Origin of the sequence: Peribacillus sp. YIM B13472 (assembly GCF_042788005.1) — a bacterium.
GTDB lineage: Bacteria > Bacillota > Bacilli > Bacillales > DSM-1321 > Peribacillus > Peribacillus simplex_E.
Window position 1 is genome coordinate 103,676 of record NZ_JBHZPG010000007.1, and the last position, 16,011, is coordinate 119,686.

General features: G+C 41.4%; 15 protein-coding genes. 10 read left to right on the forward strand and 5 right to left on the reverse strand.

Features of this window, described 5'->3' with window-relative positions; genetic code table 11:
- The first annotated feature begins 5 nt into the window (after positions 1–5).
- From hpaD to ACFX4I_RS08025, 4 genes are all read left to right on the forward strand, one after another.
- Complete coding sequence (hpaD, locus tag ACFX4I_RS08010) at positions 6–989, forward strand: 3,4-dihydroxyphenylacetate 2,3-dioxygenase (protein ID WP_230302949.1); 984 nt, start codon at positions 6–8, stop codon at positions 987–989.
- 320 nt (positions 990–1,309) lie between these two features.
- Complete coding sequence (locus ACFX4I_RS08015; protein WP_377419926.1) at positions 1,310–2,089, forward strand: hypothetical protein; 780 nt, start codon at positions 1,310–1,312, stop codon at positions 2,087–2,089.
- Positions 2,090–2,338: 249 nt separating this feature from the next.
- Positions 2,339–2,677, forward strand: coding sequence for a DUF485 domain-containing protein (locus ACFX4I_RS08020; RefSeq protein WP_052137282.1), 339 nt, complete (start codon positions 2,339–2,341; stop codon positions 2,675–2,677).
- Between the two features lie 3 nt (positions 2,678–2,680).
- Entirely contained in the window at positions 2,681–4,246 is a 1,566-nt protein-coding gene (locus tag ACFX4I_RS08025; RefSeq protein WP_230302947.1) for a solute symporter family protein, read from the forward strand.
- Positions 4,247–4,421: 175 nt separating this feature from the next.
- On the opposite strand, the gene ACFX4I_RS08030 is transcribed toward ACFX4I_RS08025, so the two are convergent.
- Positions 4,422–5,291, reverse strand: a complete 870-nt coding sequence (locus ACFX4I_RS08030; protein WP_230300587.1) for a LysR family transcriptional regulator — start codon at positions 5,289–5,291, stop codon at positions 4,422–4,424.
- Positions 5,292–5,456: 165 nt separating this feature from the next.
- Between ACFX4I_RS08030 and hpaB the strand changes: the two genes are divergently transcribed.
- Complete coding sequence (hpaB, locus tag ACFX4I_RS08035; RefSeq protein WP_377419928.1) at positions 5,457–6,929, forward strand: 4-hydroxyphenylacetate 3-monooxygenase, oxygenase component; 1,473 nt, start codon at positions 5,457–5,459, stop codon at positions 6,927–6,929.
- 81 nt (positions 6,930–7,010) lie between these two features.
- On the opposite strand, the gene ACFX4I_RS08040 is transcribed toward hpaB, so the two are convergent.
- From ACFX4I_RS08040 to ACFX4I_RS08050, 3 genes are read right to left on the reverse strand one after another with little or no spacing between them, the layout of a single operon-like run.
- Positions 7,011–7,394, reverse strand: coding sequence for a 5-carboxymethyl-2-hydroxymuconate Delta-isomerase (locus ACFX4I_RS08040; RefSeq protein WP_377419930.1), 384 nt, complete (start codon positions 7,392–7,394; stop codon positions 7,011–7,013).
- Between the two features lie 17 nt (positions 7,395–7,411).
- Positions 7,412–8,200 carry a fumarylacetoacetate hydrolase family protein gene (locus ACFX4I_RS08045; RefSeq protein ID WP_230300590.1) on the reverse strand — a complete coding sequence of 263 codons (789 nt, stop codon included), beginning with the start codon at positions 8,198–8,200 and terminating at the stop codon, positions 7,412–7,414.
- On the reverse strand, positions 8,197–8,985 hold the full coding sequence (locus tag ACFX4I_RS08050) for a fumarylacetoacetate hydrolase family protein (protein ID WP_377419932.1): 789 nt from the start codon (positions 8,983–8,985) through the stop codon (positions 8,197–8,199). Before ACFX4I_RS08050 ends, ACFX4I_RS08045 begins: the two co-directional genes overlap by 4 nt.
- A 190-nt stretch (positions 8,986–9,175) precedes the next feature.
- On the opposite strand from ACFX4I_RS08050, the gene ACFX4I_RS08055 reads away from it, so the two are divergent.
- From ACFX4I_RS08055 to ACFX4I_RS08075, 5 genes are all read left to right on the forward strand, one after another.
- The gene (locus ACFX4I_RS08055; RefSeq protein WP_377419934.1) at positions 9,176–9,496 is read left to right on the forward strand and encodes a 4-hydroxyphenylacetate 3-hydroxylase N-terminal domain-containing protein; all 321 of its coding nucleotides are present in this window, start codon (positions 9,176–9,178) and stop codon (positions 9,494–9,496) included.
- Between the two features lie 406 nt (positions 9,497–9,902).
- A complete protein-coding gene (gene asnS / locus ACFX4I_RS08060) occupies positions 9,903–11,195 on the forward strand; it encodes an asparagine--tRNA ligase (RefSeq protein ID WP_377419936.1) in 1,293 nt (430 codons plus the stop codon).
- A 115-nt stretch (positions 11,196–11,310) separates the two neighbouring features.
- Positions 11,311–12,006 carry a DnaD domain-containing protein gene (locus ACFX4I_RS08065; RefSeq protein ID WP_377419938.1) on the forward strand — a complete coding sequence of 232 codons (696 nt, stop codon included), beginning with the start codon at positions 11,311–11,313 and terminating at the stop codon, positions 12,004–12,006.
- A gap of 22 nt (positions 12,007–12,028) precedes the next feature.
- Positions 12,029–12,685 (forward strand): endonuclease III, encoded by a 657-nt coding sequence (gene nth / locus ACFX4I_RS08070; protein WP_076365732.1) that lies wholly within the window; start codon positions 12,029–12,031, stop codon positions 12,683–12,685.
- Positions 12,682–13,221 carry a YpoC family protein gene (locus ACFX4I_RS08075; RefSeq protein ID WP_377419940.1) on the forward strand — a complete coding sequence of 180 codons (540 nt, stop codon included), beginning with the start codon at positions 12,682–12,684 and terminating at the stop codon, positions 13,219–13,221. The genes nth and ACFX4I_RS08075 overlap by 4 nt, the downstream gene beginning before the upstream one ends.
- A gap of 40 nt (positions 13,222–13,261) precedes the next feature.
- Here the strand turns inward: ACFX4I_RS08075 and ACFX4I_RS08080 are convergent, their stop codons facing one another.
- The gene (locus ACFX4I_RS08080; RefSeq protein WP_377419942.1) at positions 13,262–16,000 is read right to left on the reverse strand and encodes a PBP1A family penicillin-binding protein; all 2,739 of its coding nucleotides are present in this window, start codon (positions 15,998–16,000) and stop codon (positions 13,262–13,264) included.
- Positions 16,001–16,011: the final 11 nt, after the last annotated feature.

Below are 16,011 nucleotides of genomic sequence, written 5' to 3' on the forward strand. Positions count from 1 at the left end.
ATACTATGAATTTTTCTATTATTCGTGTTGCGAGAACGATACTTAATGTAACAGATTTAGATAAATCAAGAGCCTTTTATGTGGATGCTTTAGGTTTCATTGAAACGGAAAGAACGAATGATCACATATATTTACGTGGTTTAGAGGAAGCGCATCATCACTCGCTTATCTTGCAAAAGGCAGAAAAGCCAAGCGTTGAAACAATAGGATACAAGGTTGAAAAAGAGGAAGACCTTGAAGAATTGGAATCTTTCTTCCTGTCCAAGGGAATGAAAATGAAGTGGATGCAGGAAGGAACACAGCATGCTCTAGGCAAGTCGCTACGAGTTCAGGATATTTCAGGATTGCCAGTGGAGTTTTTCAGCAAAATGGATAAAGCCGAGAGATTGCTTCAACGATTTGATATGCATAGGGGTTCAAGGGTCCAAAGAATCGATCATGTGAATTGTTGTGTACCAAATGTGCAAAAAGCCTATGATTTTTATGTAAAAGAATTAGGTTTTGCCTGCTCGGAAGACACAGTGGATGAATCGGGCAAATTATGGGCAACGTGGCTACATAGAAAGCAAACGGTCCATGACCAGGCATTCATGAACGGAATCGGTCCAAGACTTCATCATGTAGGCTTCTTTCTTCCTGACCCCCTTGCACTTATCCATGCCTGTGATGTACTGGCATCACTGGGATATGCCCAGTCCATCGAACGCGGTCCAGGAAGGCACGGCCTATCCAATGCATTCTTCCTTTATTTAAGAGACCCGGACGGTCACAGGATCGAATTATACAATGGGGATTACTTAACAGCTGACCCGGATACCGAACCGATTCATTGGGATTTGAATGATCCAAGACGCCAGACATTCTGGGGAGCCAAAGCTCCGGATTCATGGTTTGATGAGGCATCTGCTGTACTTGATATAATATCAGGTGAAGAAGTTCCTCTTAAAGAACCGATTCTGGCAAAAAGCAAGCCTGAATTCATCATCTAGAAGCGGGATTTAGGATGAATGATCGAACGTTCTTAAAAACATACATTGACTCCCATGGTCATTTGGATAGGGCACTAGTGCATATAAACCTGTTCCAAGTCCAATTGTCACCCTTTAAGGGAACAGAACTGGTGAATGGTTGATGGAAACTGCTGGTTTATGCAAGGTCCGTTTACTGAGTTTATAATGTAACCTTTCAAGAAGCAAAGGAAGGAAGATGGATTTGGATATCATTCATGTTCAGCACCCACTTTCCAGTATATATACAGCAGTAGCAGAACCGTGTGTGCTGGCTCTTGGATTTTTCGACGGAGTTCATCTTGGACCATCAAGAATTGATAAATCTAGCCAAAAGGATTGCCATACAGCAAAATTTGAAATTGTCAGTCATGACATTTTTTCCGCATCCAAAGCAAATCATAGGAAACGCTCAACCCCAAACATATATTACTCCTTTAGAGCAAAAAGCAAAAATCATGCAAGATTTAGGTGTAGAAACCTTGATAGTCGTGAACTTCGATTCCGCATTTGCCCATCTTTCACCTACTGGTTTTATCGAGGATTATCTATGTGGATTTAAATGCAAACATGCCGTGGCTGGATTCGATTTCCGCTATGGACATAAAGGGGAAGCGAATATGGAAACGCTGAAAATCGAAGGTAAGCGATTTTTTGAAGTGACGGAAATGAAGAAGTTTGAAATTGATCATGAAAAAGTAAGTTCCACTAAGCTTAGAAACTTGATTGCAAAAGGTCGGTTCGCAGATATCCCGTCATTCCTTGGCACATACTTTGAAAGTCAAGGAACAATCAATTCCAAGGAAAATCAACACGCCATCGTTACATTATCGGAAGCATTCCTTACACCCCCGCCAGGCGTTTATTTAATCGAAATCCAGAACGAAGGAAATGTTTCTGAGGGAATTGCCTATCAAACAATGGACGGATCATTTCATGATAGTTGGCACTTACATTTCAATGATTCTCTTCCCTTGGAAGGAAAGAAGATTCATATCAAATGGAAAAGTGAAAGTATAATGAAGTCGAAACAGATGAAGGATATGCGAGCCAAGTCTATTACGAAAGTGCAAGCCTTCTAAAAAGATAGGGTCTAAGGACAGGGCAGCAGTGGGAACTTACTGCTGCCCTACCTGTAAGCGTCACGGATAGACAAAAGGAGTACGGAAAGCTTAGGGAATGAGCTTTAGACCCTCTTTGTGCAGATGAGTTTGTTTGGATTTTGGGATGGAGGGGGATATGTGCCATTGAAGAAAGCGGCTGACAATGGAGAGGCTCAATACTACTAGTAACGTCCTTGCAATAATAAATATCAGAAGAGGTGTGTAGAGATGGTTCGGTTGGAAAAAAACCTTGATGAATCGGAACAAACTAATCTAGTGGATTATGAAAAGATTGTTGCCTCCAAAGAGTTTCAGAACATGCTTTCCGATAAAAAGAAATTCGTCATCCCTTTTACAATTTTCTTTATGGGATATTCCCTGCTTTTGCCCTTCTTAGTTTTTTACACAGATATCCTGGATCACCCCTTCATTGGAGACATAACCTGGGCGTGGGTGTACGGTGTCTCCATTACGGTTATGTCTGTATGGGTTTGCAGCATATATGTAAGGAAATCAGAAAGAATCGATGAACAAATAAAAGAAATCATCGAGAAAGAAGGGCTTTGAATCATGAATTGGACAGTTATCATTCTCTTTGCGCTAATGTCGATAGGTACCCTTTTCATCACGTATTTCGCTTCCAAAAAAACCAAAACGGCAGGCTCTTTTTATACGGCTGGGGGAGGGTTGACCGCTAGGCAAAATGGACTTGCATTGGCCGGGGATTTTATGTCGGCTTCCACGTTTTTAGGGTTGATTGGAGCATTTTCCTTAACGGGGTATGATGGATTTTTCCTGATGTATGGAGCACTTGTTTCATTTCTTGTCGTGTTATTCCTAGTGGCTGAACCTTTAAGGAACTTGGGGAAATACACATTGGCTGATATGGTGACTACAAGGTTTAAATATAAACAGGTCCGGGGAGTGACCGCCTTTAATACCCTGGTGATATCAGTCATGTACATGCTGGGGCAACTTGTTGCGGCAGGTGCCTTATTTAAATTGCTTTTAGACATCCCGTATAATATTTCTGTCATCATCGTAGGTATTGTCATGTTGGTATTTGTTCTATTTGGGGGCATGACGGCGACGAGCTGGGTGCAAATCATTAAAGCCATCCTGCTGATAGGGGGAGTGTTCATATTATTCATGATTGTCATGTGGAAGCTGAATTTTAGTTTCATCGGAATTTTCACTGATATGAAAACGGCGACACCCATGGGTGCAGATTACCTGAAAGCAGGTATTAAATATGCCAGTGGGTGGGATGCAGCTTCCTTATCACTTGGCCTAATTCTGGGAACGGCAGGTCTACCTCACATTTTAATACGTTTTTTGACTGTCCCGAATGCACGAGTGGCAAGAAAGTCGGTTGTTTGGGTGATGTGGATTATGGGTGCTTTTCATATCATGGTCATTTTTCTCGGATTCGGTGCTGCGAAGTTGGTTGGAACATCGAATATCATGGCCGCTAATCCAGCGGGTAACATGGCTGCACCTTTATTGGCCCAACTTGTGGGCGGGGACATCTTATTCGCATTTATTGCGGCCGTTTCCTTTGCAACGATACTCGCAGTTGTTGCAGGAATCGTTTTAACAGGTGCTACGGCATTTTCACATGATTTTTATAATGAAATATTAAAAGATGGAAAAGCGACGGAAAAACAGCAAATGACGATGGCTAGATGGGCTTCCGTCGGTGTGACTGCCCTTGCGATCGTTTTATCATTAGGTCTGCAAGAATTCAATGTAGCGTTTCTGGCATCGATTGCTTTTACACTGGCGGCTAGTTCGAATTTGCCGGTGATCCTTTTTACGATCTATTGGAAAAAATTCAATAAAACCGGAGCGATAGTCGGTATGATGACTGGTCTTATTGGTACGCTTTTGCTCGTGGCTCTAAGTCCAAATGTCTGGAACCCGGCCCCCGGAGCCACCATTATGACAGGTGACCCGATTTTCCCTTTAAATTCACCAGGAATCGTTTCCATTCCGCTTGGGTTCCTCGCATGCTATTTAGGTGCTCTGTTCGGTAACCGCAGGACAGGGGTGAAAACGGTTATAAAAGACGATTATAACGAAATTCTCGTAAAGTCCAATACCGGTCATGATGTTAAGGGTGTTTTGCGACATTGAATGCCTAAAATAAAGCGCAGGTCATCGCACTTACGAATGGATTTGAAAAAGCAGCCATCTAATGATAGGTTGCTTTTTTCTTTTCATTGGATCATTGGATAAAGAAATTCAAATAAATACTAAAGATTATTTGAAAGAGGTACAGATGCACTAATATTCAAGGATAACTGGCCATTCATTCAGAAAATGTTTCTAGAAATTTGACGGCGCCTTTGGAAAGATAGCGTTCTTCGAGCCAAATAAGGGCGGCTTCCGATTGTACTTCACAATCTATCAATTCGACTATTTTAATACCCTGGGTTGAAAACGATTTGGATGTGGTTCGTGGCATGATGGTAGCGCCTATTCCTTCCTTCACCAAAGATAAAATCATTGCAGCATCAGGACATTCACATACAATCGTAGGTTCAAATCCATGTCTGAAGCACTCATCCACTATAAGTTCATAAGTACCCTGTCCGCTTACCCTATGCAGCAATAAGAGGGGATAATCCTTAATTTGCTTAAATTCGATGGAGTCTGGGATATCCCAACCTTGTGGGGTGACAAACACAAAATCTTCCGGCGGAAGGTTAATCGATGAGAATTGCTTACCGTTAATAGGAAGCCGTACAATGGCCAACTCGATTTCCCTGTTTATTAAGCCTTCTGTCAAACGGAACGTATCACCTTCCATTAACTTAAAGCGTATGTCAGGGTATTTTACTCTAAAGGCCCTCATCCTTTGCGGAATGTAGGAAAAGCAAGTTTTTACTGACCCTATGGAAAGAGTGCCCTGTACCCCTTTACTGACTTCCTTCACTTCCAGTAGTGATTCTTCAAACTGGTTTAATAGAGCTTCGGCTTTTTTATATAGGACCTTGCCAGTTTCAGTGAGTTCAAGTTTCTTTCCATTCCGATCGAAAAGTTTTTCACCGATTTCCATTTCCATTAATTTAAGTTGCTGGCTAAGAGGGGGTTGAGCCATATGTAATTTTTTTGCGGCTTTGGTTATTTGTTCTTCCTGAACGATCGTCACAAAATACTTTAACTGCCGGATGTCCATTATATACACCTCATACATATGATTTACATATACATATTGAATTTTTTAAGTATTATATATATATCATAACATATGGTATATTTTGTTATAGGAATTAATTCAATTTTCGGAATTTATTTATTTGTAAGCGCTTCATTTATATTGGTGCTAAAGGGGGATGTAAGCATGCCAGCTAAAACAGGTAAAGAATATATCGATAGGGTAGACAAAGCAAAGGCGAATGTATGGATCAACGGAGAACAAGTAAAAGATAAGATCAGTCAACACCCAGCTTTTAAAGGGGTCATGAAATCACAGGCCGAATTATATGATTTGCAGCATGATTCCGCGAAAACTGACATCATGACTTATATATCACCAACTTCAAACGAAAGAGTAGGGACCTCATTCATGCAGCCGCGGACTAAGGAAGATCTTGAAATAAGGAGGAAAATGATTCAAGAATGGGCAAGGCATAATAATGGAATGATGGGACGTTCCCCTGACTATATCAACAGTGGGATGATGGCGTACGGTACTGCAGCTGATATGTTCGGCACTCAGGATTCGGCATTTGCTAAAAATATGAAAGATTATTATGAGCTCTGCAGGGAAAAGGATTTGTCGTTGACACATACCCTGATTCAACCCCAGGTTAATAGGGGAGTTAGTGCCGCAAAGCTTCCGGACCCTTACATCGCTGCAAGGATTGCTGGCAAGAATTCAGAAGGGCTTATTATAAAGGGAGCCAGATTATTAGCTACACAAGGAGGAATAACGGATGAAATCATGGTTTTCCCTTCAACATTGCTTAAACAATCGGAAGAAGAAAACCCTTATGCATTCGCATTCTCCATACCCAATAATACACCAGGGTTGAAATTCATCTGTCGTGAATCATTCGACTATGGCAAATCACATTTTGACCATCCTCTTGGTTCAAGATTTGAGGAAATGGATACGATTATCGTATTTGATGATGTAGTCGTTCCTTGGAATCGGGTATTTGCATATGGGGATGTCGGCATTTGCAACCAGGCTTATAATGAAAGCAATGCAGTTGTTCATATGACCCATCAGGTGGTAGCGAAGAATATCGCCAAAACCGAGTTCATTCTGGGGATTTTGCAACTAATGGCGGAAACCATCAATATCGGGCAATACCAGCATGTTCAGGAAAAAATTTCGGAAGTCATCATAGCGCTTGAAACGGTAAAGGCTTTCATTACAGCTTCGGAGGCAAACGCGAAAGTGGATAAGTGGGGAATGATGACACCCGATTTTACACCGTTAAATATAGCCCGTAATTATTATCCGAAGATTTACCCTAGATTCAGTGAAATAATGCAGCTTCTTGGAGCTAGTGGCTTAATGGCGATACCAAATGAAGCCGATTTCAATTCGGAGCTTCGACCGGATTTGGATAATTATCTTCAAGCCGCGAATGGCGGAGCCTATGACAGGGTTAAATTGTATCGTCTCGCATGGGATGTATGCATGAGTTCATTTGGATCCAGGCAAACGCTATACGAAAGATTCTTTTTTGGGGATCCGGTCCGTATGGCGAGCGCTTTATATAACGGCTATGATAAACAGGAATATGTGGACCGTGTCAAGGAGTTCTTGAACCGTACTGAAAACCTTGCAGAAATCAACTGAGCCCGGTAGCATTGGCAAAACATTTTAATTTAAAGGCCTTCCCGATGATGAGGAAGGCCTTTAAATATGAAATCTTGTTCATTAATTATATCGATCATGGATATTATTCTTTTTATATGTGCCAAAATCACTGAATTCAATAAGTTCCATGGAAAGGGCAAGATATCTTTTTGAAAAGAGGGGTTCCAAATGGGATTCCATCGTTTCGAAAAGTTGGTCACATACTTTGGTTTTATCACTGTCTTTGCGTCCAGCGCCAATTTTTAGTATGGCATGAACAAAGGCATCATCCTCTGTACCATCGGCAACACGATAATGCTTCAATTCAATGGCCCGGGATCGAATGCCGCCAATTGGAAAGATGGAAGGATAGGATATCAGTACATCATTCACCTTCCTTAATAAGCCGTCAATCTGGATTTCATCTTTGATATTATCCGTATATTCAATAATGATATGAGGCATGTGATTAGTCCCTTCCGTTAATTGTGGATTTTTAGATGCGGCCGATCCCCGCCTTCAGTAAATATATCGTCACCGACTATTGTGTTAACGAGTTTCCCGATCCCTTCAATTTCAGTGATGATTTCATCGCCTACAGCAGTATCCGCCAATCCTTCAGGTGTGCCTGTCAATATGATATCCCCTGGGCTCAATGTCATGAAGCTGCTAAAATATTCAATTAACTCAGCAATACCGAAAATCATGTCTTTCGTGTTGCCTTGCTGAGTCAATTTTCCGTTGACGTAAGTTTTGATGGCAAGATTCGAAGGATCTGGAATATCCTCGGCATCGACAAGCCATGGCCCAATGGGGGTGCAGGTATCGCGATTTTTGACCTTTAGGTTAGGTCGGTAGTAATTCTCCAGATAATCCCGTATTGCATAATCATTTGCAATCGTATATCCACTTACATACTTAAAGGCTTCTTCCTTTTTTATGTTCTTCGCCTTTTTACCTATGACGACTGCAAGTTCACATTCATAATGCATATAAGCTGCATCAGCAGGCCGTCTTGTCTGTCCCCGGTGACCGATAAAGGTATTGGGACCTTTTAAGAACGCAAGGGGTTCTTCCGGTGCTTTAAAAGCAAGCTCCTTCGCATGGTCTGCATAATTCAAGCCAAGCGCGAAGACAGTTCGTGGTTCCACCGGGGGAAGCCAGACAACATCCTGCTCATTGACAATCCTGCCATCCGCCAATTGGAGCTGGCCATAATATTCACTTGCTGGATGTACGGCACCTGCATAGGCTACACGTGCTCTCTTCATAAAATCCCCTCCAGTGATAGTTTTTCCTCGGGAATGATAGTATTTTCCAAATATCCGATTTCGTCTATTTCTATTCTGACATGCTCATTGGCTTTTGCCAGCGGTGCTTTCTCTGGAACACCTACTAGGAGGACGTCACCCGTACTCAAAGTCATGAAGTCAGTTACATCCTCAATAAGGCGGGATATGGAGCGAATTAGATTTGAAGTTGAATTTTCCTGTCTTAACTCTCCATTTATATATACACGAATTCCTAAAGAATCGGGGTTGGAGATGGATTCCTTGGATACGACCCATGGACCGATCGGGCAAAATCCATCACGGGCTTTATGGCGGATAGCAGGACGGAAAACGCTCTCATGCGGAATGCTAATATCATTGGCGATCGTAAAACCTTCTATATAATCCAATGCATGTTCTTTCTTGACTTTTGTGGCCGTTTTACTGATTACTACTCCAAGTGCGGCCCCGATTTCCAATTCAGGTATGCCGTTTGGAAGGGGAACTGGATTTGAAAAAGACGAAAACGTGTTTCTAGGTTTAATATAAAGGATCGGCCCTTTAGGAGGTTCATTATAAGGAGGATGGTCGACCTTTTCCTTCAATGCTTCCAATGATCCTTTATAGTTTAATAATGTTCCATATACTGTTCCTGAAATAGGGTTATCCAACTTGATTTGTGATACCTCATATTTATCACCGTTCATTAATATATAGCCGTTCGACAGTATTTCCATTTCTTCTGAATAATCTGACTTTTGTAGTTTCACCCTTGCTTTTGCCATGGACACTCACCCCTTGTTTTTATTATTAATCATATATGATATCGTATATGATTTTTTGTTTAAGTTCAACATATTTAGATTATTCAGTATAATTAGACAAAAAATGTTAGAAAAAAGATGGGTTTCAACAGATTAATGCCTTGAACATTTAGTTAGTATGAAGCTAGGAATTCAAATTGAAAGATTATGAATGGCTGATGTTCCGATGATGAATGGTAAAGAGTATTTAGAGAGTTTACGAGATGGAAGAACGGTATTCTTGAACGGAGATAAAGTAGATGATGTGACGACACACCAATCATATCGCAATTCTGCCAGGTCAATTGCCCAACTATATGATGCTCTCCATGATCCGGTTACTGCACGGGTTTTAACGGTCAAGACAGATGAAGGTCATACTACCCATAAGTTCTTCAAGGCTTCAAAGAACGCAACAGAGCTGCTTGAAGCAAGGGATGCGATCGCACAATGGTCAAAATTGAGCTATGGTTTCATGGGCCGTACCCCTTGATTACAAAGCTGCTTTTACAGGATCATTGGGACCGTATAGCGATTTTTATAAGGGATTTGAAGATAATGCGAAAACTTCTTGAAAAATATCGTGAGCCCGTTCCAATTCATCACTTGTTGTGCGAAAATGATTACCATTGGTTGATTGGATTCAATCCTTTGTTTAAAAATAGAAATGTCAATCGATACATATACCGAGATGATTTTACTGTAATAAGAGCATGGGCATTAGTGAAAAGTAATCTACCATGCAATTCTTGCGAATACGCGACAAAAACATAATAAGAGTGATATAAAAGGCAGGGAACTTCCGCTTCAATTGATTTATTTGCTTGTAAGCAGGGCTATGGGTATAATAAGTAGAGTAAATTCATTAGTAAGTTAAGCTATTTTTGGAGGTAAATTCCGTGAAAATTACAATAAAAGATGCTAGCAAATTCGTCGATCAAGAAGTTACCATTGGAGGCTGGCTTGCCAGCAAACGTTCCAGTGGGAAAATTGCTTTCCTTCAAATCCGTGATGGCTCTGGTTTCATTCAAGGTGTGGTCGTGAAAGCTGAAGTGGGTGAAGAAATTTTTGCTCGTGCGAAATCGATTTCGCAAGAGTCATCCTTGTATGTAACAGGTGTCATTCAAAAGGGTGAACGATCGCCGTTCGGTTTTGAGTTACAGGTGAAAGATATTGAAATCATTCATGAATCATTGGATTATCCCATTACACCTAAAGCTCATGGTCCCGAATTCTTAATGGATAACCGCCATTTGTGGCTGCGTTCCAAACGGCAGCATGCAGTCATGAAAATCCGGAATGAAATAATCCGTGCTACATATGAATTCTTTAATGAAGAAGGTTTCGTTAAAGTGGATCCCCCAATTTTAACTGGAAGCGCACCAGAAGGAACGAGTGAGTTGTTCGCGACTAAATACTTTGATGAGGATGCATACCTTTCACAAAGTGGTCAGCTCTATATGGAAGCGGCTGCCATGGCACTTGGGAAGGTATTTTCCTTTGGTCCCACCTTCAGGGCAGAAAAATCCAAAACAAGACGACATTTAATCGAGTTCTGGATGATTGAACCGGAAATGGCTTTTATCGAATTTAAAGAAAACCTGGAGGTCCAGGAGCAATTCGTTTCTTCCATCATCCAATCCGTATTGAAAAACTGTCAGCTTGAGTTAAATACACTGGGCCGTGATACAGCGAAGCTTGAACAAATTCAAGCTCCTTTCCCGCGAATTACATATGATGAAGCCATTAAGTTCCTTCATGAACAAGGATTTGATGATATCCAATGGGGTGATGATTTTGGAGCCCCGCATGAAACTGCGATAGCGGAAAGTTATGATAAGCCTGTTTTCATAACTCATTACCCAACCAAAATCAAGCCTTTTTATATGCAGCCAGATCCTGACAGGGAAGAAGTGGTTCTTTGTGCCGATTTGATCGCTCCGGAAGGTTATGGAGAAATAATTGGCGGTTCAGAGAGGATTCATGATCAGGAATTGCTTGAACAGAGAATCAATGAGCATGGCTTGAGCGAAGATGCTTACAAATGGTATATGGAATTAAGAAAATACGGCTCTGTACCGCATTCAGGCTTCGGTTTGGGATTAGAACGCACCGTTGCATGGATCAGTGGAGTCGAGCATGTCCGTGAAACCATCCCGTTCCCACGTCTATTAAATCGATTATATCCTTGATTCCGTGATAAGCGGTTATCTTGCCATATTTGGCAGATAACCGTTTTTTGTTAAAATTATAAACTTATTCGGAGAGCCTTATTCATGTTATACTTAACCAGAGGTGTCCAAAAACATGAATAAAGAACATTTATATGCGTGGTTTAAGGAAGGAACGATAACGATTCCATCCTTTTTGTTGACTAACTATAGTGCAATGGGACTGAATGAACAAGAAATGGTCCTCTTATTACAATTGCAAAGCTTCATCGATAGAGGTAACCATTTCCCTGCACCATCCCAACTTTCTGACCGAATGACATTGCAGGAAACGGAATGTCTATTCTTGATCCAGCGTTTGGTCCAAAGGGGATTTGTTGAAATGGTGGTTGAGGAGAGCCAAGAAATCGGACAGGAAAAATATTCGTTGTCCCCACTTTATGAAAAAATGATGGACTGTTTCTTGAAAACTTTGAAACAGTCAGAGTCTGCTGAAATCCAAAAAGCGGGGGAGAGCCTTTATACGATATTTGAACAGGAGTTCGGCCGCCCTTTATCTCCATTTGAATGTGAGACATTGGCAATGTGGATGGAAGACGACCATCAACCTGAGATCATTAAGTCAGCTCTGAGGGAGTCTGTCATTTCCGGAAAATTGAATTTCCGATACATTGACCGAATTTTATTCGAGTGGAAAAAGAATGGAATTAAAACCTTGGAACAGGCAAGGGAGCAAGGACAAAAATTTAGAGTTCACCAAAAGAGGGACCGAAAGACGGAGACTGCACAACCGTTGAAAGATGTGCCTTTCTATAACTGGCTCGAGCAGTAATGTAAATTGAAGGAGAACCAATATGTTGAATAAAGCTCAAATTCGATATTGTCTGGATACGATGGGTGAAATGTTTCCGGATGCCCATTGTGAGCTGAATCACTCCAATCCATTTGAATTGGTGGTTGCTGTTGCCCTGTCAGCTCAGTGTACGGATGTATTAGTCAATAAAGTCACGAAGGATTTATTTCAGAAATATAAAACGCCTGAGGATTACATAAGCGTTCCGATAGAAGAGTTGGAAAATGACATTCGCTCAATCGGTTTGTTTCGTAACAAGGCGAAGAACATACAAAAGTTGTCGCACATGCTAATCGAAGAATACGGTAAGGAAGTCCCCAGAGATCGTGATGAGCTAGTTAAATTGCCTGGCGTTGGCAGAAAGACGGCGAATGTAGTCGTTTCGGTTGCTTTTGATGTGCCAGCGATTGCTGTGGATACCCATGTAGAGCGTGTTTCCAAGCGTCTGGGATTATGCCGTTGGAAGGATAGTGTCCTCGATGTTGAGAAAACGTTGATGGCTAAGATACCAAAGGATGAATGGTCCGTTACGCATCACCGCCTGATATTCTTTGGACGCTATCATTGCAAGGCCCAGTCACCAAGATGTGAAACCTGCCCGCTTCTCGAATTATGCCGTGAAGGTAAAAAAAGAATGAAAAGGAAAGAAGCCAATTGACGCAGTCCATATCATTAAAAGTTCCTAAAGAATTGGACCATTCTTTGTTTTTTCCTGAAAAGGAAACCTTCTTGCAAAAAGAGCGATATGCAGGTTGGAGTGAAACGATCCCATTCGAGGCTTTCCCGTATGAGTTACTTTATTATAATAATGTAGAGGCGTATACTCCTTGGACTAAGGGGGCAATGCATGTAAAGGAACTTCTGGAAATATGGAAGGGAATTGATTCAGAATGCAGTTTGCTATTTTCTGAGCGTAAAGTGGGACAGACTTTGGGACTCATGAAGAAGGGAATCGGTTTGTTTTTAACCGCAGTCTACTGGTTGCATGGGAAGCCAGTGGTATTGAATGATTTCCGGGTCCAAATAGAATTCTTTAACAATATTCCGGTAAATATGGATGAAAGGCTTTCATTCATCCTTGCTAGACCCGCTTTTTTTCATTCTTATAGACAGCTTAGTGAGTTGTTCCGAGAATTTGAAAAACAATATGTGAAGTTCATGATCAAAAATAAGAACAGCCAAAAAAACGTCTAAGCTAAAAGCTTAGACGTTTTTTAGTCAATCATTATAATATTTATTCCGTCTCTTTGTTTGGATCTGGGTCCGGGTTAGGGTTAGGGTCAGGTTCAGGGGTCTCGCCTGGTTTTTCCTCTTCTACCGTTCCAGGGTCAGGGACATTATCCCCGCCTTCGACATCCTCATCACCCTTATTGCCATTTCCGTCATCAGTGTTGTTGCCATTTCCATTACCATTATTATCATTGTTGCCATTTCCATTATTTCCGTTATCGGCGTTATTGCCGTTTTCACCATTGTCGCCATTGTTATTTTTGTCTTCGTCTTGTTTATCCTCTTCGCCTTCAGCAGGAGTTTCTTGTTCCGGATTTTCACCTTCGGCCGGATCTTCAATCTTCTCGTCCTCAGTAACCTCAGGGACTTCCGCTTCAGCAGGTATTTTGACAGATGTACTCGCAGGATCACTTTGTTGGTTATCAACTAGAGCTACCACTGAGAAAGTATATTTACTTCCAGGGGTTGGATTAGGGATCGTTAAACTAGTATCCTTCGATTTTTTTAATACGCTCTGTGCTCCGCCGTCCACGGACATCTTAACCTCGAATTGGGTATTCCCATTACCTTTAGGATATGACCATGATAGATTGATTTCATTGCTTTCCTGATTGTAAGAAGCGTTAATGCCAGGTGAGTCGATTTTTTCATATTCTGTCGTCACTTGTGTTGGCTCGTGACCTTTAACATAATATTCATATGTGATTTTACTGCTTGGTGTATATTCATTAGCTTTAACAGCTGGATTCGAACCTTTGATGACTCCAACCTTCACAACACTGTCAGGTTGATCAAAGTCTTTCGTTTCTTTTGATTGAGCCATATGTTCCATTAAATTCTTAAAGATGAATTTAGGGATCCTTTGAGATGATTCACCCAGATATTCCATTTGCTCACCAGATGCATTATCATAACCAGCCCAAACCGCGACTGTATAATTGGTTGTATAACCCGCCATCCAGCTATCTTTTACACCGGAAGATGGGATGTTGTTCGCTGCACGCTGTTCAGGCGTGAAATTGGTTGAACCTGTTTTACCGGCTACCGGGAGACTAGGTATATTGGCTAATCTTCCTGTTCCATAAGCTTCTTTCATGACGCTTTTCAACATGTCCGTCACGATGAAAGCTGTTGAATCTTTCATGACCGGCTTTGATTCCGTCTTGTTTTTGATGGTTGTTTTATCACGTAAAACAATCTTTTTCACACTATGCGGTTCATTATAGATACCGTTGTTTCCGAATGAACTGTATGCACCGGCAAGTTCAAGTGTAGAAACATCCTTACCGCCGCCCAATGCTGCCGATTCGGTAATTTCCTTGTCAAAAGGAATGCCGAGGTCAGTGGCAAAATCACGTGCCCGGTCCAATCCGACTGCTTGAAGCGTTTTTAAGGCAGGAATATTTAATGACCGTGCCAGTGCTTCACGAGTGGTTACAGTACCATAATGTCGTCCGGAAGCATTTTTAAGCGGTGTTCCATTGCTGTAAGTATATTCCTCATCCTTGATTTGATGGTAGGTGGACCAATTTAAATATTCAACGGCAGGACCATAATCCAGAATCGGCTTAATGGTCGAACCAGGTGACCGCTTGGCATCCGTTGCATAATTCCAGCCGCGTTTAACCGTCGTGTTCCTGCCGCCGCCCACTGCTTTAATTTCACCAGTTTCTGTATCGAGTAATGTGACTCCTGCTTGGAGATCTTTACTTGGATAATTGATGATTTCATCACTGTTCAACATGTTATAGACATATTCTTGGGCATCTTTATCAATGGTCGTTTGGATTTCCAAACCATCTGTAAAGACGTTATAGTCACCCATATCCCCGACTTCCTCAATTACCAAATCGATGAATGCATCGTATGCGGTCGTATCGATTTGGCTCTTATCGATTTCTTGAAGCCCTTGTGTTATATCGATGCTTTGTGCATTTTTCATTTCCGTTTCGGTGATATATCCATGTTTATTCATTAAGTGCAGGACAATATCACGGCGTTCTTTCGCACGTTCAGGGTATTTATACGGGTCATACCTGCTTGGGCTTTGCGGTAATCCTACAAGCATGGCCACTTCGTTCAATTTCAATTCGCTAAGATCTTTTCCATAATAAGTTTCCGATGCAGTTAAAATCCCGTTGGCGCGGTTTGCAAAGAAAATCTTATTCACATACATTTCGAAAATTTCTTCTTTGGTATATTTTCTTTCAAGCTGAATGGATAGCCACATTTCCTGGACTTTCCTTTTAATGGTCTTATCAGGTGTTAAATAAGAACGCTTGATAACCTGCTGGGTCAATGTACTTGCACCCTCTGAGCCGAATCCGTTTTTGAAGTTTGCTATGACGGCACTGCCCAGACGTAATAAATCGACCCCGTGGTGTTCATAAAAGCGTGAATCTTCCGTTGCCAGGAAAGCTTCTTCGACAAGATCGGGTATGTCTTCATAATTTACATAATCCCGGTTTTCCTTTCCGATTTCAGCTAGCAATTTACCATTTTCATCGAGAATCTTGGATGTGACCGGATCTTTCAAAAGCTTTTCGTCAAGTTTTGGAGCGTCGCTTATAAAGTAAGCCATTGCAGCTCCTCCGGCAACAAGGCCTATTATTCCGATTGTAACAAGTATAAGGAAAATTCGCTTAAGCATATTGGTTGGCTTTTTAGGACCTTTATTCTGTCCCTTTTTTTGAGTCTGCCCCTGCTTTCGGCGTTCTTCTCTAGTATTATATTTTTCAGCCATTACAGCTAACC

Coding starts and splice junctions, on each gene's coding strand:
- ACFX4I_RS08050 (WP_377419932.1), bottom strand. CDS start 8,985: ATGGCAAAAGCAAGGGTGAAACTACAAAAGTCAGATTATTCAGAAGAA.
- hpaD (WP_230302949.1), top strand. CDS start 6: ATGAATTTTTCTATTATTCGTGTTGCGAGAACGATACTTAATGTAACA.
- ACFX4I_RS08020 (WP_052137282.1), top strand. CDS start 2,339: ATGGTTCGGTTGGAAAAAAACCTTGATGAATCGGAACAAACTAATCTA.
- hpaB (WP_377419928.1), top strand. CDS start 5,457: ATGCCAGCTAAAACAGGTAAAGAATATATCGATAGGGTAGACAAAGCA.
- ACFX4I_RS08055 (WP_377419934.1), top strand. CDS start 9,176: ATGGCTGATGTTCCGATGATGAATGGTAAAGAGTATTTAGAGAGTTTA.
- ACFX4I_RS08045 (WP_230300590.1), bottom strand. CDS start 8,200: ATGAAGAGAGCACGTGTAGCCTATGCAGGTGCCGTACATCCAGCAAGT.
- ACFX4I_RS08080 (WP_377419942.1), bottom strand. CDS start 16,000: ATGGCTGAAAAATATAATACTAGAGAAGAACGCCGAAAGCAGGGGCAG.
- ACFX4I_RS08065 (WP_377419938.1), top strand. CDS start 11,311: ATGAATAAAGAACATTTATATGCGTGGTTTAAGGAAGGAACGATAACG.
- ACFX4I_RS08030 (WP_230300587.1), bottom strand. CDS start 5,291: ATGGACATCCGGCAGTTAAAGTATTTTGTGACGATCGTTCAGGAAGAA.
- ACFX4I_RS08040 (WP_377419930.1), bottom strand. CDS start 7,394: ATGCCTCATATCATTATTGAATATACGGATAATATCAAAGATGAAATC.
- ACFX4I_RS08025 (WP_230302947.1), top strand. CDS start 2,681: ATGAATTGGACAGTTATCATTCTCTTTGCGCTAATGTCGATAGGTACC.
- nth (WP_076365732.1), top strand. CDS start 12,029: ATGTTGAATAAAGCTCAAATTCGATATTGTCTGGATACGATGGGTGAA.